This is a genomic window from Enterococcus sp. 3H8_DIV0648, from assembly GCF_002140655.1.
Lineage (GTDB): Bacteria > Bacillota > Bacilli > Lactobacillales > Enterococcaceae > Enterococcus_A > Enterococcus_A hulanensis.
The window spans coordinates 967,111-993,912 of sequence record NZ_NGLG01000002.1 but is presented as its reverse complement, the minus strand read 5'-3'; the positions used below and the strand labels follow the sequence as shown (position 1 = coordinate 993,912).

General features: G+C 43.2%; 21 protein-coding genes. All 21 read left to right on the top strand.

What is annotated here, in order from left to right; translation table 11 throughout:
• Window positions 1-123 precede the first annotated feature (123 nt).
• Entirely contained in the window at window positions 124-1,122 is a 999-nt protein-coding gene (locus A5875_RS20950) for a hypothetical protein (protein WP_088935503.1), read from the top strand.
• 670 nt (window positions 1,123-1,792) lie between these two features.
• Window positions 1,793-3,292, top strand: a complete 1,500-nt coding sequence (locus tag A5875_RS20945; RefSeq protein WP_088935502.1) for an ABC transporter permease — start codon at window positions 1,793-1,795, stop codon at window positions 3,290-3,292.
• A 12-nt stretch (window positions 3,293-3,304) separates the two neighbouring features.
• Complete coding sequence (locus A5875_RS20940) at window positions 3,305-3,979, top strand: ABC transporter ATP-binding protein (RefSeq protein WP_088935501.1); 675 nt, start codon at window positions 3,305-3,307, stop codon at window positions 3,977-3,979.
• Window positions 3,972-4,628, top strand: coding sequence for a PASTA domain-containing protein (locus A5875_RS20935; protein ID WP_088935500.1), 657 nt, complete (start codon window positions 3,972-3,974; stop codon window positions 4,626-4,628). The genes A5875_RS20940 and A5875_RS20935 overlap by 8 nt, the downstream gene beginning before the upstream one ends.
• Complete coding sequence (locus A5875_RS20930) at window positions 4,597-5,334, top strand: PASTA domain-containing protein (RefSeq protein ID WP_088935499.1); 738 nt, start codon at window positions 4,597-4,599, stop codon at window positions 5,332-5,334. The genes A5875_RS20935 and A5875_RS20930 overlap by 32 nt, the downstream gene beginning before the upstream one ends.
• A 331-nt stretch (window positions 5,335-5,665) precedes the next feature.
• Window positions 5,666-7,189: a PTS fructose transporter subunit IIC gene (locus A5875_RS20925; protein ID WP_088935498.1), complete on the top strand. Its 1,524-nt coding sequence runs from the start codon at window positions 5,666-5,668 to the stop codon at window positions 7,187-7,189.
• 15 nt (window positions 7,190-7,204) lie between these two features.
• A complete protein-coding gene (locus tag A5875_RS20920; protein ID WP_088935497.1) occupies window positions 7,205-7,660 on the top strand; it encodes a PTS sugar transporter subunit IIA in 456 nt (151 codons plus the stop codon).
• 51 nt (window positions 7,661-7,711) lie between these two features.
• A complete protein-coding gene (locus tag A5875_RS20915; RefSeq protein WP_088935496.1) occupies window positions 7,712-10,333 on the top strand; it encodes a glycoside hydrolase family 38 C-terminal domain-containing protein in 2,622 nt (873 codons plus the stop codon).
• 11 nt (window positions 10,334-10,344) lie between these two features.
• Window positions 10,345-11,136, top strand: a complete 792-nt coding sequence (locus tag A5875_RS20910) for a MurR/RpiR family transcriptional regulator (RefSeq protein ID WP_088935495.1) — start codon at window positions 10,345-10,347, stop codon at window positions 11,134-11,136.
• 11 nt (window positions 11,137-11,147) lie between these two features.
• Window positions 11,148-12,518 (top strand): glycoside hydrolase family 1 protein, encoded by a 1,371-nt coding sequence (locus tag A5875_RS20905; protein ID WP_088935494.1) that lies wholly within the window; start codon window positions 11,148-11,150, stop codon window positions 12,516-12,518.
• Window positions 12,519-12,528: 10 nt separating this feature from the next.
• Window positions 12,529-13,395 carry an ROK family protein gene (locus A5875_RS20900; protein WP_088935493.1) on the top strand — a complete coding sequence of 289 codons (867 nt, stop codon included), beginning with the start codon at window positions 12,529-12,531 and terminating at the stop codon, window positions 13,393-13,395.
• Window positions 13,396-13,690: 295 nt separating this feature from the next.
• A complete protein-coding gene (locus A5875_RS20895; RefSeq protein WP_088935492.1) occupies window positions 13,691-14,563 on the top strand; it encodes a LysR family transcriptional regulator in 873 nt (290 codons plus the stop codon).
• 245 nt (window positions 14,564-14,808) lie between these two features.
• Window positions 14,809-15,849 carry an amidohydrolase family protein gene (locus A5875_RS20890; RefSeq protein ID WP_088935491.1) on the top strand — a complete coding sequence of 347 codons (1,041 nt, stop codon included), beginning with the start codon at window positions 14,809-14,811 and terminating at the stop codon, window positions 15,847-15,849.
• Window positions 15,850-15,862: 13 nt separating this feature from the next.
• On the top strand, window positions 15,863-17,041 hold the full coding sequence (locus tag A5875_RS20885) for a hypothetical protein (protein WP_088935490.1): 1,179 nt from the start codon (window positions 15,863-15,865) through the stop codon (window positions 17,039-17,041).
• A gap of 4 nt (window positions 17,042-17,045) precedes the next feature.
• On the top strand, window positions 17,046-18,284 hold the full coding sequence (locus A5875_RS20880; protein ID WP_088935489.1) for an alkaline ceramidase: 1,239 nt from the start codon (window positions 17,046-17,048) through the stop codon (window positions 18,282-18,284).
• A gap of 84 nt (window positions 18,285-18,368) precedes the next feature.
• Complete coding sequence (locus tag A5875_RS20875) at window positions 18,369-20,267, top strand: beta-glucoside-specific PTS transporter subunit IIABC (protein ID WP_088935865.1); 1,899 nt, start codon at window positions 18,369-18,371, stop codon at window positions 20,265-20,267.
• Between the two features lie 266 nt (window positions 20,268-20,533).
• Entirely contained in the window at window positions 20,534-22,087 is a 1,554-nt protein-coding gene (locus A5875_RS20870; RefSeq protein ID WP_088935488.1) for a PTS transporter subunit EIIC, read from the top strand.
• Window positions 22,088-22,118: 31 nt separating this feature from the next.
• Window positions 22,119-23,456 (top strand): 6-phospho-alpha-glucosidase, encoded by a 1,338-nt coding sequence (locus A5875_RS20865; RefSeq protein ID WP_088935487.1) that lies wholly within the window; start codon window positions 22,119-22,121, stop codon window positions 23,454-23,456.
• A 136-nt stretch (window positions 23,457-23,592) separates the two neighbouring features.
• Window positions 23,593-24,357, top strand: a complete 765-nt coding sequence (locus A5875_RS20860) for a MurR/RpiR family transcriptional regulator (RefSeq protein WP_088935486.1) — start codon at window positions 23,593-23,595, stop codon at window positions 24,355-24,357.
• Window positions 24,358-24,518: 161 nt separating this feature from the next.
• Window positions 24,519-25,316 (top strand): MurR/RpiR family transcriptional regulator, encoded by a 798-nt coding sequence (locus A5875_RS20855; RefSeq protein WP_088935485.1) that lies wholly within the window; start codon window positions 24,519-24,521, stop codon window positions 25,314-25,316.
• Window positions 25,317-25,431: 115 nt separating this feature from the next.
• On the top strand, window positions 25,432-26,796 hold the full coding sequence (locus tag A5875_RS20850; RefSeq protein WP_088935484.1) for a glycoside hydrolase family 1 protein: 1,365 nt from the start codon (window positions 25,432-25,434) through the stop codon (window positions 26,794-26,796).
• Window positions 26,797-26,802 lie beyond the last annotated feature (6 nt).

Genomic DNA, 26,802 nt, shown 5'->3' with positions numbered 1-26,802 from the left:
AAAACCTTAATTATTAATTGCGAAAAAAGTTCTTTTGAAAATCTATTTACAATCTGGTTATTTAATGTATAGAATAGCGATGTAAACGATTACTTTAAAATTGACGGACGGAGGATGAAACGAATGAAGGAAGCAAAATTAGGCCAGAGACAGGTTTTCGGGATGTTGAGAAAGAGCTTGGAAAAACGCGTGACTCAGCGTTTTGAGCAGGTTAAAAATGCCGCAGAGATCGTGGAGTTTGCGGTTGCTATCCTTATTCGTGACGCGCTTTGCGTTGGTGATTTTTCATATATGTTTCCAGAAGTGATCCGTGAAATTTTCCTGACTGCTGAGCCGAATGATACGCTGCGCCGTCATTGTGTTTACTTTCAAAATTACTTTACTACTAAGGGCGAGTGGCAGAAAGTCATCGACCGTCTATTTAAGAGCGAAAAAGAATTTCGGGCATTTACCAAGGAAACTTGTTTATATAGAGCATTATTAGAGAAAAAGGCGCGTGAAACGTCTGCAGAATCTGAGTTTCGTTTCGATCTTGTCACGGTTTTTAAGGATGCTAACGGGAAAAGATACACATGGACGCTGCGTGATACGAAGCAGGTCGCTAAAAATTTAGCGAACGAAACTGCCGAAGTCCTGCAAATTTTGACTACCTTAACGATTTTTCAAGCATCGGGTGTCCGTCGTTTCGCTGAGTACGTGAAGTTCAAAAGTACAAAATCATGCGTCGATGTCGAGCACGAAGCCGATTCAACAGAACCGACGGAGGAGTCTATTCAGGCATCAATCATCGAAAATAAGCGGGATGTTAAGGCGAATCCGCGTCAAAAACAGGCAGCGCCGGCTGCTAAAGTCGCCGCAGATAGCCATCAAAAGACCGTGAATCAGGTGGCTGCGAGGTCCGAGAAACAAAAAGACGGACCGAAAAATAGAGCGCGAGCGGATTCGAAGGCAAACAGTCTAGCCGCAAAGGCGAACTCTCCGACGAAGGAAGCTAAAGCACCGCCGCAAAAATTGGATACCTCCGTTTTGCGATATGGCAAATCCGCGGAACAAATAGAACAGGCGCATGACGATAAAAAATGGAATAATCGCGTAAAGGAATTTTTTGCGAAAATCATGTAGCGACGTTTTGATGCGTGGGGTTATTACGCATATTTGGAGTGGGAACTAAGGACTTGATGGATCGTTCAGGCTTCTTTGTGATGGGGAAAATTCGGGTGGAATTGTAAATCAAGCCTAGCATCATTAAAAAACTCTGTTCCTTCTATTTTGTTATGGGTGAAATAGTCAGATAACCGAGAATAGTCTGGGATCTCGAAACCTTCTTTTATGGATATTTCAGGGACATTCGAGAAGGTATTTCATGCTTGGCGCGGGTTTAGTTACCGTTTAAATTAATAGAAATTAGGTCATTCATAGGAATGGCCTTTTTTGGCGTTTACCAATAACAGCAGTTCCTTACCAGGCATTTCGCAGTACGAAGTTTTATTTGTGGTTCAATCATTTAGCAAACAGACTCTAATTTGACGTTCAAGAGTAAAAAGCGACCGTTTAGGATATTAATAAATTATGAAATGTGATATATGCTAGCCTTTTTTTAATATGGATTGTTACTTTTTTAACAATGTTGCACGATGAGTGTTTCTGCGCAATAAACATCTGCGATCATTTTGCTTCTATTGAATGCACGGAATCTTTTTTGGAAAATCACCTGAACTATGACGACATCAGCAAAAAATGTATTTATCAAGAAGCGGATCAGTTACGAAAAAAAAGGAGAAGGGGTAAGTGTATGGATTTTAAAAAGCGGGCCATCAGCAGTATCGTTCGACGAAAAGGGAAGTCAGTGATCTTATTTTTAGTTGTTTTTATTTTAGGAAATGTTATTGCAGGAGCAGTAGCGATTCAGCAGTCGACCACCAATGTTGAAGTGGAGACGAAGAAGAAAATGCGACCTGTGGCGACGGTTGAGATGGATTATGAAGCGTACGAGAAAGAAATGAGCGCGGCTGCAGCAGGCGAGGATCAGGCTATTAATGAACCGAAAGTGAAGGACTACGAAAAAATCAGCAAGCTGCCTTATGTTAAACGGTATAACCTTTTTATTTCAAGCGGCGTTGGCACAAATAAACTCAAGGCTGTAACCGACCCAAATGGCGGCATGTCTTACGGCGGCAGCTCCAAATATATGTTTAGCCTCAAGGGCTACAATAATAAAGATATCTTGGACGTTTCGGAAGGGCTGATCAAACTAACCGAAGGAGACGGCTTCACGGACAATGATATAAAAAAAGGCAGCGATGCGGTAATTATCAGCCAAGAAGTCGCTGAAAAAAATAATTTATCGGTTGGAGACAACTTTGTGCTTGATGCGGTCGTAGAAGTAATGATGGAAGCGGAAACCTCAGAAGCCTCAGAAGAAGAGGAGATGCAGATGCAGCCTAAATCGGCGACCTTTGATCAGCCAATGAGAGTTGCCGGGATTTTTAACGTTGTACAGAAGAAAGCCGATACCCAGCAAACCGAACAGCAGCGCTCGGACAAAGAATGGCGCGCGCTGGAACAGATGAATACGATTTATACCACTGAAGGGGCCGCAAAGGCTATTCAAAAGAAATCGGATGAAAAAATGGGCACAAGCACAGATGAGGGATCTGCGGGTGAAGAGAGCATCTATTATGAAACGACCTATGTTCTAAAATCATCGGAGGATATGGATGCCTTTCGTGAAGACGCCGATGCTCTTTTGCCAGAATACTACCATGTGGTGGCCTCTACAGATCAATATGAACAAGTAGCTGGCGGGTTGACCAAGCTTAATACGATCGCCAAATATATTGTGGTGGTCGCTGTTGCGGCAACGCTCCTGATTCTGTCATTGGTTGTTCTGCTTTTCTTGCGGGACCGCAAACATGAACTGGGAATTTATTTATCCTTCGGGGAAAGTCGCGGCAAAGTAATCGCGCAAATTGTTCTGGAGCTGCTATTGATCAGCAGTGTGGCCTTGCTTTTCTCATTGATTACCGGGAATTTTTTGGGCGGTGCAATCTCGCGCTCTTTGATCCAATCGGATTGGATTAGTAATGCGGCTCAGCCGGACCAATATTTTTATATGAATAATTTGATGCAAAGCGATCTTTCCTTCGCAGATATTCAACAGGCGTATAAGGTCACCTTCAGCTTCGGCTATATTTTGACGTATCTGCTGGTTGGCTTAGGTACGGTTTTAATCTCTGCCATTTTGCCGTTGCTGTATATTCTTCGTTTAAATCCGAAGAAGATTATGATGTAAGGAGGATGAATGATGACTTTACTAGAAGCGAAAAATATTGATTATTATTACCAAGATGGGGATCAGCGAAGATTCATCTTAAAAAAAGTTTCCGTTGGGTTTGAAAAGGGCAAGCTCTATAGTATTTTAGGGAAATCCGGTTCTGGCAAAACTACTTTTTTATCGTTGATCAGTGCCTTAGATAAACCGAAGGAAGGGCAAATTCTGTTCAATGGACAAGACATTGCGAGCATCGGCTATGAAAAGTTTAGGCGAAACGACATCAGTATCGTTTTTCAAAGCTATAACCTGATTCCTTATCTGACGGCTGTTGAAAACGTCCTAGTTCCGATGGCGATCACGGAAAATGAGTTGCCAAAAGAGAAAAAACAGGTCGCCTATAATCTATTGAACTACATCGGAATCACTGAGGACAAGGCGAATCGCATGGTCAATCAGCTATCCGGCGGGGAACAGCAGCGGGTGGCGATTGCGCGAGCGTTATCGATGAACGGCGATATTATTTTGGCCGATGAACCTACCGGGAATTTAGATGAAGAGCTGGAAGAAGAGATCGTTGCTATTTTCAAGGAGCTGGCTCATAAGCATCAAAAGTGTGTCATTCTCGTGACCCACTCCAGCGAGGTTGCCCAACAGGCGGATGAGGTGCTTCAACTGCGAAAAGGTGTGTTGAGTCATTATGAGTGATTTTCTATCAAATTTTGTCAATAACGACGATGATAATGAAAAACAAAAGGATTCTAAAGAGCGGGAAGGATCGGAGCAAGCAGAAAAACAACCGGCAGCCAAACCAAGAAAAAAAGCAGAGAAGGAGCAGGTGGAGTTTGATCCCACCTATAAAAAAAGAAAGCAAAAGAAAGTTTTCCTCATCTCTTTTGTCGGAATTCTCGTGGTCGTCGCTCTTTTTGTCGCCTATTATCAGTTTACTCACGTGAAGGTTCCTGCTTTTCAGGGGCAAGAAATCGCTAAGGCGCGAGAATGGAGTGTCGAAGAAGGCATTCTTTTAAACATTAAAAGCACCTACAATTTTGAACTGGCTACGAATAAAATCGTCAAACAGGACATTGCTTCTGGCGCGAAAATCAAAAAAGGGAAAACGCTGAAGCTGACAGTCAGTCTGGGTCCCGATCCAGATGAGCAGGTGATTTTACCGGAATTTGAAGCAATGACCGCCAAGCAAGCCAAGTCTTGGGTAAAAAAAGAAAAAGCCGAAAATGTATCCGTGATCGAACAATATGAAGAGAAGGTTGCAAAAGGGACGTTTATCAAACAAGAGGCGGCAAATAAGGAATTAAACCTGAAAAATTACAAACGCAAGGATCGTTTATTATTCTAAGGGAAAGGAAACCTTTGAAAAAAATATCGAAGTCCCTGATTTTAGCAATAAGACCCTGACAGAAGTAAATGAATGGGTAAGAAAAAATGAAGTGAAATTAGTGACGGAAAAAGTCTTTTCTCAATCCATCTCCTTAGATAGTGTGGTTTCGCAGCAAACCGCTGCCGGCACTAAGATCGCAAGGCAAGAGGAAATGAAGGTTCAGATATCCAAAGGTAAACCACTAGTCGTTCCAAATTACGCCAACTATACACTAGAAGAAGCACGGGAGCTCTCTGGAAAAATTTCGGCGGTCCTCAAAAGTACCTATTCCGAAACGATTCCCTTTGGTCATTTTATCAGCCAAAATATCGCGGCGGGAACCGAATTAGATGAAAAAGACAATCCGCCAACCATCGAAGTCGTATACTCCGAAGGCCGGCCTTATGTCAAGGATCTTCGTAAAAATACGCTGGAGGGCGATCTGCCAAAACTGTTTTTCGAAACCTATTCATCAAAGGGTGCGAATATTACCTACGATGTCTATTATCTTGATTCTGATCAGCCAAAGGGAACGGTGGTTGAAATGAGCAGCTACGGGGAATACCTTCCGCTGAATGCCAACCTAACCATCGGGATCAGCTTGGGAAATATCCAGCCTGCCGCAGATTCCCCCGCGACAGCCAATGAACCGAAAGAAGAAGAACAGCCAGAAGAAGCCGATTAGTAAGAATACCTTTCAGCAAGACAAGAACTTGCTGGTTGAATAGCGAGATGCCCAAAGAAAAACGTTCCTTTTCTTTGGGCATTTTTCTGTGTGAAGAAAAGTGAGATAGATAATGCTTCCGAAAGAATGAGAATCATAAGCTGGATCAATCAAAAAGCCCCCTTGGAAAACGGTCCGTAGCCTGGCGACAAATACCAAAAAATGCCGTGAAATAAATCCCACTAATAGTGCGAAAGCTGGTACTAGTACCCAAACAATCGAAAACGCTTTAATTGTAATTGATATTAAGTTATTCTTCATAGGGAAAATAATTAGATGGGGGAATAACAAGATGGAGAGAAAAATTGTTGCTGTGACAGCTTGTGCGGCGGGAATCGCGCACACCTATATGGCCGCGGAGTCGCTTGAACAGGCGGCTAAAAGAATGGGTTATGGGATCAAGGTCGAAACGAATGGAGCGATTGGAGCTGAGAATGTTTTAACGACGGAAGACATCGAAAAAGCGGATGTCGTGATTGTTGCATCAGATATCAAGATAGACCCGATCCGATTTACCGGAAAGCGGCTTTTTGTTACCAAATCGATTCCAGCAATTGAAGATTCAGAAGCGCTGATTAATCAGGCCTTTGAAGAGGCACAGGTTTTTGGGAAAAAGGGATCAAAAGTAGGAAAGATCCAAATAGGAAACGACAAAGAGAAAGTAAATTTCTTTACGCATATCATGAGCGGAATTTCTTACATGGTGCCAATGGTAATTGCGGCCGGTTTGATTTTGACCATCGCCAATTTGTATGCGTTTCAAAAAGATGATTTGGGTCGGATCGTTAATTGGGGCTTTGATAATAAAACGCAAATGGGCTTTTTAATGTCTAAGTTGTTTTATGTAGGTCAAATCGGTTTTAAATTAATGATTCCATTGTTCGCCGGTTTTGTAGCGAATTCGATTGCGGACAAACCAGCGATTGCTCCGGCGATGATCGGTGCCTATCTGGTAAATGATCCAGAGTTTCTTAATACAGAAGCAGGCGGCGGCTTTATCGGCGCGATTGTTGTCGCATTTATTGTTGGTTATTTGGTAAAGGGCTTGAAGAAAATCAAATGGCCAAAATTATTAGTTCCAATTGTACCGATTATGATCATTCCATTTATCGCGACAGCCATCATTACGTTGATCGTACTTTATATCATTGGAAATCCGATTGCGATTGGCATGGATGCAATGTATCAAGGGTTAACCAACCTGAATAATAATTATGCGGGCGCACCAATTTTAATTGGGGCAATCTGCGGCGCGATGATCGGTTTTGACTTGGGCGGACCAATCAATAAAACCGCACTAGTATTTGGAACAGCGATTTTTACGGATACATTGACAAAATATGGCATCGACGGCGCGAATTTTGTTCCCGGAACAGCGACTCAAGCGGCGATCTCAGTTGCGCCATTAGGCGTTTGGCTAGCGACGATTTTGTTTAAAAAGAAATTCTCTAAAAATGAGAAGATCGCAGCCAGTGCCGCATTCGGTATGGGGATTGTCGGTGTCACAGAAGGAGCGATTCCTTTTGTTGCGGCTGATCCGATCAGAATGATTTTTTCGAATGTGGTAGGTTCGGCTGTTGCCGGTGGTTTAGCGGCTGCGACAGGCTGTAAATTCTATGGCGGAATCGGCTCACCCTTAGGAACATTTATTGGCTATATTGAACAGCCGATCCCGTTTATTACATGGATATTATGTGTGAGTGCAGGGATTTTAACCACCGCTCTTTTGATCGGCTTTACACGTAAACAGGTAGTGGAAGATATTGCTATTGAGCAAGAGGAACAGGACCAATTGATGGAAACAGTAAACGAATAGGCAGGTAGAGGAAAAATGAATAAAGCAGTATTTAATCAGGACCATATATTATTTGATCAAACATCAACCACTCAGGAGGAAGCCTTCAAGAGCATTGCTAAATTTGCCTATGAGTCAGGCTTTGTTTCCGACGAACAGCTGTATTTCGAGGGATTAAAAGCGCGAGAACAAGAAGCTACGACAGGATTTAAGGATCATATTGCGATCCCTCATTGCAAAAGCAGTGTAAACAAGAAGCCGGGCTTATTTTTGATCAAATTTGAGCAGGCGATTCCGTGGAATGCCTTGGACCAGAAACCAGTCAAAGTAGCGTTTGGCTTGACCATTCCCGAAGAAGGGGCGACGGAGCATTTGAAGTTATTAAGTTTGATTGCAAGAAAATTGATCGATCAAGACTTTAGAGCTGGGGTTTTGGAGCAGGACGATCCCGCTGTATTAGCTGAAATCATTAATCAAATTGATTTTAAATAATGCTTCAGAAGAATCCAACAGAAACAATAATTTACGAGTAGGATGGCATTTATGCAAAGAAAAGTTCATGTAATACACCATACACATTGGGATTTTGAGTGGTATTTCACCACCAATGAATCCTTTGTTCAACTGGCTTACCATTTGGACGAAGTGATGCAGGCATTAGAAGATAAGCAAATTGATTATTATCTGCTGGATGGTCAGATGAGTATTTTGGATGATTATTTAACCAGCTTTCCCGAACAAAAGGAACGCTTGGCACAATTAGTTAAAAACGGAAAATTAGCTATCGGTCCGTGGTACACACAGACGGATGAGCTGATCGTTCGCGGAGAATCGATCGTCAGAAATTTGAATCTAGGGATGGAATTAGCGGAGTCATTGGGCGGCTATATGAATATCGGTTATTTGCCGGATTCCTTTGGCCAAAGCAAGGATATGCCGAAAATCTATAATGGCTTCGGTATTCAACAGGCGGTCTTTTGGCGTGGTGTTCCTAATGAAATCACGACGAAGCGGGAATTTCATTGGACTGCGGAGGATGGCTCAAGTGTTTTAACCTCTAACATAAAAAATGGCTACTTTGTCGGCGTGGGGCTGATCTGTTCGGATGACGCGCCAGCATTGATCGAGACGATTTCTGAGGGGGCGACTGGTAATGACCTAGTGTTACCGGTTGGCGGGGATCAACGGTATATTGATTTCAATTTGCGTGAACGTGTGGAGCTGTATAACCAAGCGCTGCCAGATACGAAGCTGGTGGAAAGCAATTACGATTTGTTTTTTGAAGCGATCAAAGAAAATAAGCTTCCGACAGTAACGGGCGAATTTATTTCCAGCTCCGTTTCAAAAATCCATCGCTCCATTTATTCTTCGCGCTACGATCATAAGTATTTAAACGACAAAGTAGAACGCAGGATGATCTATCAAGCGGAGCCTTTAATGGTGATGGCGGAAAAATGCGGGATTCCCTATAAAAAGGGGCTGCTGGATCGTATTTGGAAGCTGTTGAATAAAAATCATACTCATGATTCTGCCGGCGGCTGCAACAGTGACAAAACCAATCAAATCATCACCGATCGCTTTGTAGAAGCGGATCAGCTTTCCTATTCGCTGGTTGATTATCTAACTAGAAAAATTGCTGAATCGCGAATGAATGTCTCAGAGGGTGAACTCGTTGTTTTCAACACGCTGCCTTGGAAAAATAAAAAAGTAATGAAGTATGAAGTTTCCACGCCATTTGCAGCTATCGCGCTTGAAAAAGATGGAAGGACGATTCCTTTTGAGATCGTGGGTACTCGAAAAGAATTTTCCGGCTCGATTCGTCGCGAAAAAGCAGATGAAGATCCGACGAGCTTCTATTTCATTCATGAATTGCTAATAGATGCAGAGCTTCCGCCGCTCAGCTTTATGACTTATCAAGTCGTTGAGAAGTCTGAGGGAATCAAGCGACAATCGACTAAGGAAACGGCCGAACAATCTATCAGAAATGACTATTATCAAATCATTTTTGAAGCGGGGGCACTTTCTTTAGTGGATCGAAAAGCAGGAAAGACGTATAAAGACTTTTTAGCGTTTGAAGATAGCGGCGACGAAGGAGATACCTATGATTATTCACCACCTTACGCCGATGAGTGCTATCGCTTGAACTTAGCTGATGCGAACTGTGAAGTAACTCAAAACACGTTGCTGTCTAAATTCACTTTTACCGGTGAGTGGAATATCGCTAAAGATTTATCCGAGCGTGAATTACAAAAACGGACGCAAACAATCCCCTATCAATTGACGATCGAATTAATGAAGGAAAGTCGACAAATTCAATTCCATTTGGAAATCGACAATCAGGCCAGCGATCATCGGATGAGGGTCTTGATCGATACGCCGCATAAAAATGAATTTTCTTATACTGACACACCCTTCGGCACGATCAAAAGAGCGGTTGAGGATCAGCACATTGATGATTGGAAGGAGCTGGGGTGGCGAGAAGAACCCACGGCGATTTTCCCGATGCTGACCTATGTGAATAGTCACGATTCATCCTCCAGCTGGACTGCTTTCAGCAAGGGGATCAAAGAATATCAATTTGTGGGGGAAGACTTCCAAACAATGGCCTTGACACTGTTTCGTTCGATTGGCTATCTAGGTCGACCGGATCTGCTGCGACGACCGGGAATAGCTTCAGGAAACGAGTTCAAATATATTCCGACACCGGATAGTCAGCTGCAGAAAAAAATGACCTTCAAGTTTGCACTTCAGATTGATCACGACTATCAACCGGCACAACTAGCGAAGGAGTATTTGGCCTATGCGATCAGCAGTCCTTATTACCAGATTCAGGAGCTGAATCGTTTTACGACGACGCTTAAATATTTTGTCTCGAATCCATTAAAAAACAAGGTGCGTGAACAAGCAGGAATCACCTTTGATAGCAGCAAACTGATTTTCAGTGCGTTAGTAAAAACGCAAGATGGCCCCGGCTTTGATTTTCGCGTGTATAATCCGGACCTCCGTCGAGAAGTTGCTGGAGAAACGATCTCAGGTCCCCATGAAATGAGCTATACGTTTGTTGACCTCAAAGGTAACGCTGTTTCTTCGACAGAAAAAAATGATATTATTCCTCTAGGAACCTTTAAACCGGGAGAAATAAAAACGATCCATATCGTTGATTGAGGAGAAATCATATGCAAGAAGACCTTTTTATTTTAATTGAATCCTGCCGCTTGAATTTTACTTCTGTTGAGCAGGTGATCGCGGACTACCTGTTAAGTAAGCAGGCAGCTATGACGATCGATAAATTATCGGAGCATCTGGCGGTTTCAAAATCGTCGATTACCAGATTTTGTAAAAAGATTGGGCTGAACAACTACAAGGAACTGATCTTTCTATATAAGCTTTCTTTGGATAATGAGTCGTCAAATTTATCGGTGTCATCAAAGATCACCGCTGCGTATCATTCCTTGGCGACACGCAGCGACAGCAACTATTCACAAGAAGTGGTCGATGCCTTTTGTGAATTGCTCCATCAGCATAAGATCATTCACTTTTTCGGCAAAGGCTTCAATTCTTATGCGGGGGCTGATTTTCAATTCAAATTTTCCAGAGTCGGTAAATATGTCCGGGTGATCTCAGATGAGAATTCGATCTTGATGTCGGCGAATTTTGCCAATCAGGATGAATTGATCGTCGTTTCAAGTTTGCGGGGCGATGACGAAGAATTGCTGGAGGCGATGAAGATCGCGAAAAAAAGAAATGTCTCGATCTTGCTGATAACCTCCAATCGCTACTCGCAGCTGATCCCTCATGCGGATGTTGTGTTGATTGCCGCGAGCTTTACAAGGGAAGAAGCCCTAGGAAATATTTCCCCGCAGATACCGATCCTTATTCAGCTGGATATGGTTTACGAGAGATATATCCATTTATATTCAGACGCGATCACTCAATGGCTGGCGTCTGAACAAATATTGCACAAATAAGAGGAGTACACATGAAGAATTTTCCTGAGAACTTTTTGTGGGGAGCGGCAATGTCTGCTCCCCAAACAGAAGGACAGAGTTTAAATTTCGGAAAAACCGCGACAACTTGGGACTATTGGTTTCAAATTGCGCCTGAGAAATTCCATCAAAACCAAGGACCAGCAATTACCTCTGGCGTGTATGACCATTATTTGGCTGACTGCCAGCGAATGCAGGAGATTGGACTAAACTCCCTTAGAACTTCCATTTCGTGGGCGCGTCTGCTGCCGGATGGGAAGACAGTCAATCAAGCGGCAGTTGATTTTTATCGGCAGTACTTTTCAGCGATGCTGGATCATAGCGTAGAGCCGATCATTAATCTCTTTCATTTTGATATGCCCATGTGGCTGATGGAACAGGGTGGCTGGGAAAATCGTGTCTCGATTGAAGCCTTTGCCTTTTATGCGCAAACCGCGTTTGAATTATTTGGCGATCTTATCAAAAAATGGACGACCTTCAATGAGCCCCTCGTCCATGTAGAGTGCGGGTATCTTTATCAGTATCATTACCCCGCAGTCGTTGATTTTCAACGGGCGATTCAGGTGGGCTATCATACGTTGCTTGCCCATAAAGCAGCCGTAAAGGTTTTTAAAGCAGCGGAGCAAGCAGGAGAGATCGGGATTATTTTAAATATTTCGCCAACATATTCGAAAAGTGAAGCGCAAGCAGATTTGTCAGCTGCCTTTCGTTCAGATTTGCTGAATACCCGGAGTTTTTTAGATCCGGCAGTATTAGGGACGATTCCTGATGAACTCATCGCGTTGTTAAGGGAGAACCAGCTGTTGCCGGAGGTGGAAACAGGCGATCATGAGTTGATTAAAGAAAATTTAGTAGATTTTATCGGACTAAACTATTATCAGCCGCGACGTGTTCAAGCACCGGAAGAAGCGCGGATGCCTGTACAAATGCCTTCAGACTTTTATGCAGCCTATGATTGGCCGGATAAAAAAATAAATCCTTACCGCGGCTGGGAAATCTATCCTGAAGCACTTTATGACGTTGCAATCATGATGAAGGAAGCGTACAACAATATTCCTTGGTATGTAAGTGAAAATGGAATGGGTGTCGCAGAAGAAGAGCGCTTCATGAAGGACTCTGGGGAAATTGAAGACGATTATCGAATCGAGTTCATGAAAGAGCACCTAAACTATCTGCATAAAGGAATCCTTGAAGGCAGTAACTGCTTCGGCTATCATGCTTGGACATTTGTAGACTGCTGGTCATGGCTGAACGGCTACAGAAATCGCTACGGCTTTTATCGCTTGGACTTAAAAACACTGGAACGCTCTGTGAAAAAGAGCGGCCGCTGGATCAAAGCAGTAAGTGAAAATAATGGATTTTAGGTGATGATGAATGAGTTTAGTCGTATTTGATATTGGCGGAACAACGGTCAAGCATGGGATTTGGGAAAATCAGGTATTAAGTGAGGTCGCCGCTTTTCCAACGCCCGACACGTTTGAGGCATTATTAGAAGCTTTTCAGCAGGTAATCAATGAATCTGATCAAACCTTCGAGGGCATCGCTATCAGTGCGCCGGGAGCCGTTGACCAAGAGCAACGAAAAATACTTGGTATCAGCGCGGTGGATTATATCCATCAACGTCCAATTTTTGCTGAGCTGGAAGAATATTTCGGACTTCCAGTCACGATAGAAAATGACGCAAATTGTGCTGGAATCGCGGAAGTTGAGCTAGGAGTCGGCAAGGATGCGCAAAAAATCGCCTTCGTTGTTTTAGGAACAGGGGTAGGCGGAGCACTTTTTGTCCACCGAAAATTATATAAAGGGAGTCACCTATTTGGCGGGGAAGTCGGTCTGCTGAAAAGTCAAAATGAGCAGACCTTCAGCCAAAATGGCACCTTAGTCAAAGCTGCGAACTTTTATTCCGAACAAACCAATACGAAAGTCGATGGAAAAGGGCTTTACGCATTAAAAGAAAATGGTGATCCACTGGCTGAGAGACTTGTAAATGAGATGTATCAGATTATGGCGAATAATCTTTACAATATCCAAGTCATGTTTGATCCTGAATTGATTGTATTAGGCGGAGGAATCTCAAGACGCCCAGAATTAGCAGCAGAGCTTACCAATCGATTATCTGAGCAGCTAAAAAAAGAAGGCGTTGAAGAGATCATGCCTGCGATCAAATGCTGTAAATTTCATAACGATGCGAATTTGATTGGCGCAGCGTTGAATTTTAAATTTAAAGGGACTCTACTTTAATAGCTAGTGTCATATAAACTTAGCGGATAACAACGCTGTTTATATGACACTTTTTTGTATTCAAATTAGGAGCCTATCCAGAGATCTTTCTATTCAGTGTTTGTTACTGATAGCCGGCCAATAGCTATTCTAAGCTAACAAAGGAGCAAATACGAGCTAATAAATAGAAAACAATATTGATTTATCATAAAAAGATGATAAGCTTCAAGTGAAAATGATTTTTTAATGCCATAAGAAATTTACACAGACAGACGCCCACTTCGCTGGTCTGTCTTTTTGAAAAGAGGGGAAAAAATTGAATATCAACTACCTCAGAGATTTTGTCATTTTGACAAAGCACAATAATTATTTAGAAGCCGCGGAAGAACTGTTTATTTCACAGTCGACCTTATCAAAGCATATTCAATTATTGGAAAAGGAACTGGACGTTAAGCTTTTCATCAGGACGACAAGAAATGTTCAGTTGTCGCCCTATGGAAAGGAATATCTGCCCTACGCTGAAGAAATGGTCAGTCTTTATGAGAAGTCAGTGACTGAATTGAATCAGTTTAAGGATAAGCTGCTGCAAACTATTACCATCGGAGCGATTCCTATTATGGCACCTTATGGTATTACCCAAGCAATCATGGACTTTCGCAAGATGTATCCGCAAACCAATGTTCATGTGATCGAAGCAGACTCGCAGCAATTAATGGCTATTTTAGAAAATGGCGAGTGTGATCTCGCGTTTATCAGAGAGGAGCCTAAAATAAATGAAAAGCTGGCCCGCATTCATTTTTCCACCGACCACTTAGTCGCGGTGCTTCCTCAATCTCATAAATTAGCGAAAAGCAAACGCATAATGCTGAATGAGCTGAGTGATGAATCCTTTCTTTTTCTAAATAAAGGCACCGTGATGTATAACTTATCCGTCACTGCATGTCGAGAGGCGGGCTTCGAACCGACAATCGCTTATACGGGAAAGCGAGCAGAAAATATTTTGGATCTGGTGAAAGAAGGCATGGGGATTTCTCTATTAATGAAAAAACCAATTAGCTATTTAAATTCAAAAGGTGTCGTGATGGTACCGATTTATCCTGAGATTCGAACAGATATAAATGTTTATCATGCGAAAACGAAGGAAATCACGCCCATAACCCAAGCATTTCTAGAATTTATTGGTGAATGAACTGCTTAAAAACAGCATAAAAAATCAAAAGAACGCTATTTATTCCGATATCGAATAAATAGCGTTCTTTATCGAATCGTAAACGGTTTCAGAATATATTATCATTAAGACATAGAAAAGAGGCAAGACATTAAAGAGAAAAGACAGTTCTGTTATCAGCAGACCTCCGGAGGCTCTTTTTTTTAAAGTTATGGGATTCCTCTTGTTCAACTTCCATGCAAATTTACAAGAAAGCGAGAACTGAAATGATAATTGATAGTAACTTATACTGGTTTGATGAAAGTATTTTTGCTTCGAAGCAAAAATTAGAGAATTTTTTAAGCAGTGTACCAAAGCATTATGATACGAACGCCTATTACAAAGAGCTTGAGGATGGCCGCACCCAAATTGTCATTGAACGGCCCAAAGGCTTTGAAAATCTAAACTATCTTCAAGGAGAGTATCAGTTATCGAACATTCTGGCAGATATGGACCAAGCGGGCATCGATCAGGCGATCTTAAAAATTCCCGGCTGCCATGAATGGCTGACGCTCGAACAGTGTAAAGCATTTAATGATGGAATGTATGAATACATGAAACAAAGCGAGGGGCGGCTGGTTCCATTAGCAGTCGTACCGCCAATGGGGACGCAAGAGGTTTTTGATGAGCTTAAGCGCTGCTTTGAAGAGTTGAAATTTCCAGGAGTACAATTGGTCACCCATTACGGCAAATATTATTTAGATGATGAACAGTTTGCCGCATTTTTCGAGGAATTGAATCACTATCAGGCAACGGTTTATATCCACCATACACCGGTTCCGACACAATATGAGGCCTTGTTTGAATACACCAATATCAGACGTTCCTATGGAAGATGTGCGGATCAGCTCACCGCTGTTTGTCGGGAGCTGTACAGCGGCTTTTTTGAAAAATATCCCGATCTTACATTTGTTCATTCCATGTTAGGCGGAGGATTCTTTGCACTGAAAAACATGCTGATGCCTCATAAAAAGAGCAGTAAGGATACCGTTCAGCGTTTTGCTGATGATCAAACCAATGTAGCGGCACATTTAGCGAAAAATATTTATTTTGAAATGTCGCATGCGCAACCGTGGGGAAAAGATTCTTTGGAGCATGCCATTAAGATGATGGGGGCAGATCATATTATTTTTGGCTCCTCCTATCCGGTGCGCCGCGAGTGGTTAACAGAAGGTGCGGCGTTTATCCAGAGTTTAGCTATTGAAGAAAAAGACAAGTCTTTAATTCTAGGAGAAAATGCGCAGCGATTGTATCAAAGCTCAATTTAGGGGAGGTATTAAGATGAGAGCAGGTGCGGGGAGAACAAACCTTGAATTACCGGATACTATTTTTCCCATAGAAAATTTTCGGTATCTCCATGATGATTTGGCATGCAGAGTCATCATTTTGGAGCAGCAAGAGTCATTGGTATTTGTTTCTTTGGATCTGACTTCGTTAAAAGAATATGCCATTGACGCCATCAAGACAGAAATCAGCAGTCACTATGCGGTGCCGTTGGATCACATTTTTATCAGCGTTAGTCATACCTTTTCTGCGCCGCATACGCGTTCAATCGAAGCCTTGGAAAGATCGAGTGAGGAAATCAAGCAAAAGAATCAATTATTTTTGCAAATCATTTTAGCAGCGGTTGCAGGTGCAGTGAAAAATGCGGTTGCTACCATTCAACGGGTCAAAGTTATCCGCCATACAGCTGAAACGGATGCAACGATTAATCGGGACGTGGAACAGGAAGCTGGTTATTGGATCGGCAGAAATCCTAATGGGTTCTCTGACAGGAAGCTGCCAATTCTCAAATTTATGACCGAAAATCAGGAGATATTGGCTGTTCTTTATAGTGTGGACGTACAATCTTCGCTAGTCGAAACGATCGACGATACAGCAGTCAGCAGTGACTTTATTGGATTGGCTAGTAAAAGTATCGAGGACCATTTTGATTGTCCCGCTTTATTTATGCTGGGAGCCGCTGCCAATCAGATCCCGAAAAGCGCAAGCCGAGATTTTCAAGACCTGACCAAACAGGCAAACGCGCTGGGAAATGTTTTGATAGAAGAAATAAAGCAGGAGGGGTCAGAAACTGACGGGCCCTTCGTATTGGACAAGCTGACAGTCACGGTAAAAGGGCAAGAGCTGCCGGATAGAAAGCAGTTAAAACCTGCCAGAGATCATGTCTTTATTTCCAGTGCTGATCGAAGGGTGAGTATTCCGATAGTGACCTTTGGCGAAGTGGCGATCGTCATGCTGAAACCGGAAATTACCAGTAATATTGGCGCTGACATTAAGGCCCAATCACCGTACAAGACAACGATCGTCGCGACAATGATTAATGGCGGGCAAAAGTATATGGCCGATGAAGAGAGCTATCAAAAGTGTACCTATGAAGCAATGAATTCGATGTTTGCCAGCGGAAGCGCCGAAATAGTCAGTGAAAAAGTGTTGGCAGAATTAATCAAAAGGAAGTGAAAAAATGGACGTAGGATCAGGAAGAATCGACATTACACCCGAGGAGCCGTTTTATCTTTTAGGCTATAAAACACCTTTGAGAAATCAACCGGCAGAAGGCATTCATGATCATATTTTTATCAATGGTTTGTTAATTTGCACTAATTTAAATCAGAAATTATTTATTGCCACAGGCGATTTATTGGAGCTGGAGGATCAGTTTGCCGCGACGATTCGCTATAAGATCAGTCAGCGCTACGGTATTCCTTTTGCCAATGTCATTATCGGTGTTACCCATGATCATCACTCAGTGAGAGACTTTCACGAAAGTTGGGAGTTTGGGAAGTTTAATGAACAATACCGCGATTTTCTAGCGAATAGTTTTGTTGAATTATATGAAAAATGCGAGAACAATCTGGTAGAGGCGAAGATGGTTTACGGCGATGATTTGGTTTTAGGCTATTTCAGCAATCGCAATCATCCCGGGCAGCAATCGGACAATACGGTTTCCGTGGTTAAGTTTGTTCACGAAGGCAAGGAAATCGCGGGACTGGTCAACATCGCAGTCCATTCGACGGTTCTAAGCGGAAGCAATATGCTGCTGACCGCCGATCTGGCAGGGAATTTATCACAGAAGCTAAAGGATCTTTGGGGCTTTTACCCATTAATGCTGATCGGCTGTGCCGGCGATTCCAGCAATCATAATGATCGATTGGCTAGAGATTTTGCTGAGCTGGACAGGGTGACCACCGGATTAGCCGAGAAAATAAATCACATTGAGCTGGAACGCACGATCACTGTAGATAACCAGCCGCTCCGTGTGCTGACGCTTAATCAAGAAGTTGTGAATGATAAGAAAGCCTATGATCAAGACCTGTTAAAGAGAATTGAAGGAATGAAAAACGGATCAATCAAAGCGGTCGGATCTCAGCCGCTGGAGCATTTGATCAAGAAATGCGAAGCGCAGCTGAAGGAACCGCCGTTTTATGATGTGGTGCCTATGCGCATTTTAGATTTAGGCGATCTGCGCCTGTTCGTATTTCCCGGAGAACTGGCTTCAGCAGGCGGGGAGATGCTGCGAACTTCTACGGATAAAACCGTTCTTATCGCAGGCTATTGTGACGGGTTTCATCATTATTTTTTGGAGGAGAAGGATTACGGTCTAAGCTTTGAAACAATTGGGAACCCGGTTCCGTCTGGGACTTTTGAAAAAATTATTGGTCAATTTTGTCAAGGAAGCGAGCTGTTAGACTCACAGTCGTAGGTTCAAATTTGGGTGTTCGGAAAGAGCCGTAATCGGGGCTGAGTGAAGTCGATAATAATGAAAAATAGAAAGGTTTTAATGATTATGGACTACATGAAATTAGGCAAAGAAATTCTAAAGCAGGTCGGCGGGAAAGAGAATGTCGCAAATATTTCGCATTGTGTAACTAGGGTTCGTTTTGTATTAAAAGATGAAAAAAAAGCAAATGACGACGAAATAAAACACATGCAAGGTGTTTTGGATGTCATCAAACAGGGCGGACAGTATCAAGTCGTGATCGGCCCGAGTGTTAAAAAAGTCTATGATGCCATTATTAAAGAAGGCGGATTCTCTGAGGATGCTTTTGACAGCTCACAGGCCAATCAGGAGGATGATAAAAATCTTTTGACCAAGGCGCTGGGGTTAGTTAGTTCAATTTTTATCCCAATACTAGGCGTTTTATCCGGTGCAGGGATGATCAAAGCAATGCTGGCTTTAATCAGCGTGTTCGGACTGCTTTCTGATACCGACGGGACTTATATCATATTAAATGCACTCTCTGATGTTCTCTTCTATTTCTTCCCGGTTGCGATTGGTTGGAGTGCTGCTAAACGTTTTGGGATCAAGGAGATTTACGGGATTGTTTTAGGCGCGTTTTTAGTCTATCCCAGCATTGTTGCAGCAGCGAGCGGGGCCCCGATCAATACGTTGTTTGCGGGAACGATTTTTTCTATGAATTATCAATTAACCTTCTTAGGTATTCCGGTGGCGTTACAGAATTACGCCAGCACGGTCATTCCAATCATCGCGATCGTTTGGATTGCCAGCTATGTCTACAAGTTTTTTGATACGTACATTCCGGATGTGTTGAAAATGGTTTTTGTCCCCTTCTTTACACTGATCGTTACAGGAGTGGCTAGTTTAATTATTATTGGTCCCATTTCGATCGTTCTGCAAAATATGCTGAGCGGCACGGTTTCTTGGCTGATTAATTTGAATACTGGGATTGCAGGATTCCTTTTAGGGGCTTTTTGGTCCATTTTGGTTATGTTTGGCTTGCACTGGGCCGTTATTCCTTTCTTTGCGATCAATGTCGCGCAATATGGGTATGATATTATTAATCCGCTTATTTTCTCTGGAGCGCCCGCTATTCTTGGTGCGACGATTGGTATAGCGATTCGCACAAGAAATAAGGATACACGGGCAGTTTCAACGGCAGCGGCAGTTTCTTCCTTCTTCGGTGTCAGCGAGCCCGCGTTATACGGCGTTTTGATTCCTCGAAAATGGATTTTAGTCACTTGTTTGACTGGTGCCGGAATTGGCGGGGCGATTGCCGGATTAGCTGGTTCTAAGCTGTATACCTTTGGTGCACACGGCTTACTAGGCTTGCCAACATTCATTAATCCAAAAGGCATTGACAGCGGCTTTATCGGTCTGTGCATTAGCGGGATCGTGGCCTTTGCCTTTGCGTTGATTACGGCCTTGATTATTGGCGATAAAAAAAGTGAAGCGGATTTCCTTCCTAAAAAAGATGAAGAGGGAAAATCAGAGATCGATTATTATGCTCCGGTAAAAGGCGAAGCCATCGATTTGATCAATGTGGATGATGAAGTATTTTCAAAATTAGTGTTAGGCGATGGCATCGCGATCAAACCTAGCGAAGGAAAGGTGTACGCTCCGGCAGATGCGATCGTCAGAGTGGCTTATCCAACAGGGCACGCGATTGGCCTAGCAGGAAACAACGGAGAAGAAATCTTGATCCACATAGGAATAAATACGGTTGATCTAAAAGGAGCATATTTCACCAGTCATATTCAGCAAGGCATGAAAGTCAAAAAAGGCGATCTTTTAGTCGAGTTTGATTTAGATGCGATAAAAAATGAAGGCTATGATCCTACGGTTATGGTCATTGTCACCAAAACGGACAACTTAAAGTCCGTTGAACCAATGGTGATAGGCGCAGTTGATACGAACAGCAGGCTGCTTAGGATTGGTCTGGAATAAAAATATAGGTGTGCAGAAGATGATTCATTTTCTGCACGCTTTTTTTTCGTTAATTAATAGAGAACTGAAAGCCGACGAAACGTTAACACTAAGCATAAAATAGGTTTCATTTAGCAAATACAACTAAGTGTTATTAAAAATTGTTTTGCGGTTTCTACCGATGGACCTCGGTCCAAAGAATAAAAGAAGCATTGTAACGGATTTCATAAGTTGGTAGTCTAAGGTCAAGAGATACGTATACTCAATAAAACGAATGGAGAGAGATGATGAAAAGTAAATTTTCTCAGACGATGCAGGACTTTTCTAGGGCAGTGATCGTTCCAGTCAAGTTCATGGCGGTAATGGGGTTGTTCTTGGCAGTATCTGTTATTTTACAATTAGAATTTATGCCGGGTGTCTTGCAGACCTTCGGCGGACTGATCAAAACGATGATGGACAGTATGCTGAATAATTTGGCGCTGATCTTTTGTGTCGGCATCTCAGCATCATTAGCAAAAAAGAAGAAGGTCGAGGCAGCTCTTATCTCATTAATCGCATTTTTATTCTTTTTAGCGGCGAACAATGCGTGGCTGACCCTGACGAATCAATTGGCGGAAGCCGGTGAAATGGGTCTTTTTGGAACGGGACAGGCGGTTGTTTTAGGCTTTCAGGTTGTCGATATGAATGTCTTTTTAGGCATGCTGGTTGGTTGTATCGTGGCATTTATTCATAATCGTTTTTCGGATAAGGAGTTTGTCGACTTCCTGAGTATTTACGGCGGTTCGCGTTTTTCCTTCATGATTTTGATTCCGGTTATTTTAGTGACCGCGATCGGCATGAGCTATATTTGGCCGGTGGTAAATAGTTGGATCTCGTCATTGTCAGGCTTCATTTTGACGACTGGATTACTAGGTGTGTTCATTTACTCCTTTGGAAATCGCTTCTTGATTCCGACAGGTCTGCATCATTTATTGTGGATGCCATTTTGTTTTACTGCGCTGGGCGGGACGGCGAAAATCGGCGGACAGGTCTACAATGGTGCGGCGAATATCTTTTATGCGGAAATGGCGAATGCGGGCTCGATCACGAGTTTAGATCCATCTTTACGGTTTGCGACCTTTGGGTTTGTGAAGATCTTTGGCTCAATCGCGGTGTCTTTGGCCCTGATCCACTGTGCGAAAAAACAGCGTAAAGAAGAGGTCAAAGGAATGATCCTGCCTTCAATGTTTGTTGCGGCGGTGGCGGGGATCACTGAACCGTTGGATTTCTCCTTCTTGTTTGCCTCACCGTTACTGTGGTTGGTTCACAGTCTGATGACGGCTGTTTCAGAAACGATTCTCTGGGGAATCGGTGCCAGAACTTATATGTTGTACGGTTTGATTGACACAGTTGTGTCAAACTCGGTTTTCAGTCCTTCAGTCACCAAATTTTACTTAGTGATTATCGTTGGTATCGTCATGTCGGTCATCTGGTATTTTGTTTTCGTCCTATTAATCAACAAACTAAACATCAAAACACCAGGGCGGGAAGATGAGCTAGCAGAAGAAGTTGTTCTTGCGAATGCGTCGAATGAAGGAATAGCTCTCGACGGCAGCACTGACTTTGATTTCGTTGTCGCGGGTCTTGGCGGAAAAGAAAATATCGAAAGCATTTCGAACTGCTTCACGCGCTTGCGGGTGACAGTCAAAGATGAAGCATTAGTAGATTCGGCGCAATTAGAAAAAATCTCGCAGCAAAAAGGTGTCGTCCTAAATGGCACGAATGTCCAAGTCATCATCGGCATGGGCGTCCAAGGCTTCAAGGATGATATTTGCGAGCGATTAGGCATGAGCGAAGCATAAAATTGTGGTTTATTTTGAAAGGAAGAGAAGAATGAAGTTGGAAAAACAGTCAGTTGTAATCGCAGGCGGAGGAAGTACCTATACTGCCGGAATCGTCATGATGCTTATTGAAAATCAGGACAAATTTCCTTTGCGCAAACTAAAATTTTACGACAATGACGAAGAACGTCAAAGCATTGTCGCCAAAGCCTGCGAGGTAATCGTCAAAGAACGCGCACCGGAAATCGAATTTTTAGCAACAACCGATCCCGAAGAAGCTTTTACTGATATCGACTTTGTGATGGCCCATATTCGTGTAGGCGGTCTGTCGATGCGGGAGCAGGATGAAAAAATTCCGTTAAAATATGGCGTCGTTGGACAAGAAACCTGCGGACCTGGCGGGATGGCTTACGGGATGCGCTCTATTCCGGGCGTGGTGGAATTGATCGACTATATGGAAAAATATTCGCCGGATGCTTGGATGCTGAACTATTCGAATCCAGCCGCGATCGTAGCGGAAGCGACCCGCAGAATGCGTCCGAAGGCGAAGATCATCAATATTTGCGACATGCCTGTGGCGATCAAAAAATCCATCGCAGATATCGTCGGTTTAGAAAGCGAAAGTGAGATCATCGATCGTTATTACGGCTTGAACCATTTTGGCTGGTGGACAGAACTGACCGACAAGCAGGGCAATGATCTAATGCCGAAATTAAAAGAGCATGTGGCGAAATACGGGTATGCCGCGGCAAAAGGCGAAGGCAATCCTTTATTGGAAGAAAACAGCTGGATGGATACCTTCCAAAAGGCTAAGGATGTTTATGCCGTCGATCCCACGACTGTACCGAACACTTACCTAAAATATTACCTCTATCCTGATTACGTGGTGGCTCACGCCGATCCAAATTACACACGAGCCAATGAAGTGATGGATAATCGCGAGAAAAATGTCTTTGCGGAATGCGAAAGAATCGCCGCAGCACAAACAGCGGAGGACACGACGATCGAAGCAGGCGAACACGCGGAATTTATCGTTCAATTAGCGGGCGCTTTGGCCTACAACACCTATGAACGAATGCTTTTGATCGTTAAAAATGAAGGCGCGATCGCGAATTTAGACGATGACGCGATGGTCGAGGTCCCATGTATCGTCAGCAAGCGCGGCTATGAACCATTGTGTATGGGGAAAATCCCGCATTTCCAAAAAGGTCTGATTGAGCAACAGGTTGCCGTTGAAAAATTAGTCGTCGATGCGTTTGAAGAACAATCGTATCAAAAATTGTGGCAGGCGATGACGCTTTCTAAGACCGTTCCATCCGCGGCAGTGGCGAAGCAAATCTTGGATGAAATGATCGAAGCCAATGGCACTTGGTGGCCGGAATTAAAATAAGTTTTACAATGAAAGTATTAATGATTGGAAACGATCGTTGATACTTTTTTTCTAACGTATATTTTGGCAGTTTTGCCATCGTTTGAATTCGTTTTCCGGTAAGGTAAAATAAGAATAAACGCTAAGGAGGATGACTATGCTTTTTTCCGATATCGTCAATCAGCATTACGACAATTTAAATGAGATCGACCTGCAAATGGTCCAATACATCCATGCCCATCCTAAAGAAATGACGACGATGGGAACCAATGATTTTGCCAAAATCTGTCATTCCTCAAAATCAACCGTGATCCGCTTTACACAAAAGCTGGGCTTTACCGGCTTCAGCGAGCTGCGGAATTTTTTAAAATGGCAAAACAATCCCAATGAGGCCGTGGAAGAGACCACCTTCAAAAAAAGAATTTTTTCCGACGCGGAACGAACGATCAACTATCTCAAAGACAACGATTGGGAAAACATCTATCGCGCGCTGCAAAACAGCCGCAACGTCTATTTATTAGGAACAGGGGTCACCCAGCAGAACCAAGCAGCCGAATTACAGCGTCTGCTGCTGCTGATTGGCAAGCCGGCACAAATGATTCCCGCCTCTTCCCAATCGAATGAGTTCAAACGCATCGTGGAAAAGATCACCGCCGAGGATTTGATTTTTGTGCTGTCATTATCGGGTGAGAACCAGCACCTCTTTAATGTATTGAACGTCCTATCCACCCATCGCTCCACCATCGTCTCGATCACGAACATGCAGAACAACTTATTATCCGGCCGAGCAGATTATTCACTGTACGCCTCCAGCAGCCGGAGCCCCAATCCAACCGATTGGTGGCTGCAAACCTCGTCCTCATTCTTCCTGTTGATCGAAGCATTTGCCTTTGGGTATGTCGATTATTGCCGGAGAAAGTGATGTAACCAAGTTTGCGCAATGTGAATGAAGCTGCTTTTATCTGCAAAAATAGAAGCCATCAGCTTTCACACGACCCGCAGCGGATTTGGCGAACCATTGAATGGATTCTTTTTTCATTATATACTTTAAAGGAAATTGACCATAAGAATGGGGTGAGGACGATGGAGCTAGGGAATCCAGTAAGGAGTATTTTACTTCGTTATATCAATAATCAAAAAAAGCAGGACAACAATTATTTTATTGCCCAGATCGTGTTGGATAACTTTGATGAGATTCCCCAATTAACCATTTATCAGCTGAGTGAAAAATGTTTTGTTTCCACCGCGGCGATCTCACGGTTTATTCGTTTGTTAGGATTTGCGACATATACCGAATTTAAATCCGCCTGTGAAGCCGAGATAGGAATTACTCATGATTATGACAAGAAATATACGGCAACGGACCCGGCACCGGAGAGTTCTTTTATTGCCGAATTCACTGAGAATCTGCACCGCAATTTGACTTATTGCCAAGAGCATCTTTCGGAGTCTGAGCTGAAGGAAGTGGCTGAGAGGATTCATACAGCTTCTGATGTGGTGGTTTTCGGCTTAGAATTTGCTTCGTTTATGAGCCAGCACTTCCAAAGTCGCATGGCTATGATGGATAAACGTGTTCATAACGGGTTTACTGTGGATGATCAATTGGCGGCGATTGAAAGAATCCAGCCTAACAGCTTAGCGCTGATTTTTTCGATGGAAGGCGGCTTTTTCTATTTCAACGAAAAAGTGATTGCGGCCTTGAAAAAGAAGGACGTCCATATCATTGTCTTTACGTTTAAGAGTTCGCCGATGATTGAACGCAGCGCAGATCAGGTGATCCTCTGCGGGGAACGCAATGAAAACACAGAAGGACGACTGTCGGTTCTTTATATAATGGAGCTTTTGCTGTTTTATTATATGCGAACGATTTATTTAGCCTGAAGTTTCATATTTTGAAACAAAGCCTCTAGTTTTGAAACTAGGGGCTTTGTTTTGTCGTCGTGAATGGAATCGCTTCCGTGCTATTGTTTAGGTAATAGGAAGGAGCGATGCACATATGGAGAAAAAAAGTTTTTATTGGGGAGCCTCCACCTCGGCATTCCAAGTGGAAGGAGGATATGGCGAAGGCGGCAAAGGTGTCGCTACGACGGATGTCCGAAAAGTACCCGCAGGCGTAGCGGATTCAAAGGTGGCCTCTGATCAATACCATCATCTGAAAGAAGATGTTCTTTTGATGAAGGAATTAGGGATCACGCTTTATCGCTTTTCCTTTAATTGGACTCGTATCATGGGGGATGGCTACGAGGAAAATCCAACAGGGATCGCTTTTTATAATCAGCTGATCGATCTTTGTTTAGAAAATGGCATTACACCATTTCCGACGCTGTATCATTTCGAAATGCCGCAGCGCTTTGTCGAGGATTTTGCCGGGTGGCAATCGCGGCAATGTGTGGAGCAGTTCGTAAAATACGCGGAAATCTGTTTTCGTCATTTTGGTGATCGGGTAAAATATTGGGGCACGATCAATGAACAGCTGATTGCCAGCGCGGCAACCGATTTAAACGGAAATCACGAAACGAATCCAGAGCTGAAAATGAAACACGTGTATCAAATGAGCTATCACATGTCCCTTGCCGAGAAAAAGACAATCGAAGTCTTTCGTAAAATCGTAAAAGATGGAAAGATCGGTCCGATTTGTTCAATGCAGGTAGTGTATCCGGAAACACCAGCACCCAATGATATTTTAGCCGCACGAAATGCACAGGATTTTTTGCAGAATTGTTTTTTGGATATGTCGGTTTTTGGCAGATATCCAACTAGCTACAGCAATTATTTAAAGAACAAAGGCTGGTATCCTGAATCCGAGGAAGAGGATGCCGCGGTGCTAAAGAATAATCGGCCGGACTTTGTTGGGATCAATTATTATTGCAGTACCTGTGTGCGGGCATTAGCTGACGGTGAAGATAACAGTAAGCTGCCGCCGTTTTATCGGAATGAATTATTTACTTTGGGAAATAACCCCCATTTGACCAAGACCCAATGGATGGAGTTTGGGATCGATCCAGAGGGCTTATACATCGGGATGCGGGATATTTATGAGCGTTACGGACTTCCGATGGTGGTGACCGAAAACGGGTTGGCCTATTCGGATGTTTTAGAAGGAGAAACGGTCTCCGATCATTATCGAATCGACTATCTCGAACAGCACATCAAGCAGTGCGAACGTTTGGTGGAGGAGGGGTATCCGGTCTTTGGCTATTGCCCTTGGTCGCTGCTTGATTTGGTTAGTTCCCATCAAGGCTTTAAAAAACGCTACGGATTGGTGTATGTTGATCGAACGGATGAAGACGTAAAGGACTGTCGTCGAATCCCGAAGGAAAGCTATTTCTGGTATAAAAACCGAATTCAGTCGAATAAATAAGGAGCG

Coding starts and splice junctions, on each gene's coding strand:
- A5875_RS20950 (WP_088935503.1), top strand. CDS start 124: ATGAAGGAAGCAAAATTAGGCCAGAGACAGGTTTTCGGGATGTTGAGA.
- A5875_RS20945 (WP_088935502.1), top strand. CDS start 1,793: ATGGATTTTAAAAAGCGGGCCATCAGCAGTATCGTTCGACGAAAAGGG.
- A5875_RS20940 (WP_088935501.1), top strand. CDS start 3,305: ATGACTTTACTAGAAGCGAAAAATATTGATTATTATTACCAAGATGGG.
- A5875_RS20935 (WP_088935500.1), top strand. CDS start 3,972: ATGAGTGATTTTCTATCAAATTTTGTCAATAACGACGATGATAATGAA.
- A5875_RS20925 (WP_088935498.1), top strand. CDS start 5,666: ATGGAGAGAAAAATTGTTGCTGTGACAGCTTGTGCGGCGGGAATCGCG.
- A5875_RS20920 (WP_088935497.1), top strand. CDS start 7,205: ATGAATAAAGCAGTATTTAATCAGGACCATATATTATTTGATCAAACA.
- A5875_RS20915 (WP_088935496.1), top strand. CDS start 7,712: ATGCAAAGAAAAGTTCATGTAATACACCATACACATTGGGATTTTGAG.
- A5875_RS20910 (WP_088935495.1), top strand. CDS start 10,345: ATGCAAGAAGACCTTTTTATTTTAATTGAATCCTGCCGCTTGAATTTT.
- A5875_RS20905 (WP_088935494.1), top strand. CDS start 11,148: ATGAAGAATTTTCCTGAGAACTTTTTGTGGGGAGCGGCAATGTCTGCT.
- A5875_RS20900 (WP_088935493.1), top strand. CDS start 12,529: ATGAGTTTAGTCGTATTTGATATTGGCGGAACAACGGTCAAGCATGGG.
- A5875_RS20890 (WP_088935491.1), top strand. CDS start 14,809: ATGATAATTGATAGTAACTTATACTGGTTTGATGAAAGTATTTTTGCT.
- A5875_RS20885 (WP_088935490.1), top strand. CDS start 15,863: ATGAGAGCAGGTGCGGGGAGAACAAACCTTGAATTACCGGATACTATT.
- A5875_RS20880 (WP_088935489.1), top strand. CDS start 17,046: ATGGACGTAGGATCAGGAAGAATCGACATTACACCCGAGGAGCCGTTT.
- A5875_RS20875 (WP_088935865.1), top strand. CDS start 18,369: ATGGACTACATGAAATTAGGCAAAGAAATTCTAAAGCAGGTCGGCGGG.
- A5875_RS20870 (WP_088935488.1), top strand. CDS start 20,534: ATGAAAAGTAAATTTTCTCAGACGATGCAGGACTTTTCTAGGGCAGTG.
- A5875_RS20865 (WP_088935487.1), top strand. CDS start 22,119: ATGAAGTTGGAAAAACAGTCAGTTGTAATCGCAGGCGGAGGAAGTACC.
- A5875_RS20860 (WP_088935486.1), top strand. CDS start 23,593: ATGCTTTTTTCCGATATCGTCAATCAGCATTACGACAATTTAAATGAG.
- A5875_RS20855 (WP_088935485.1), top strand. CDS start 24,519: ATGGAGCTAGGGAATCCAGTAAGGAGTATTTTACTTCGTTATATCAAT.
- A5875_RS20850 (WP_088935484.1), top strand. CDS start 25,432: ATGGAGAAAAAAAGTTTTTATTGGGGAGCCTCCACCTCGGCATTCCAA.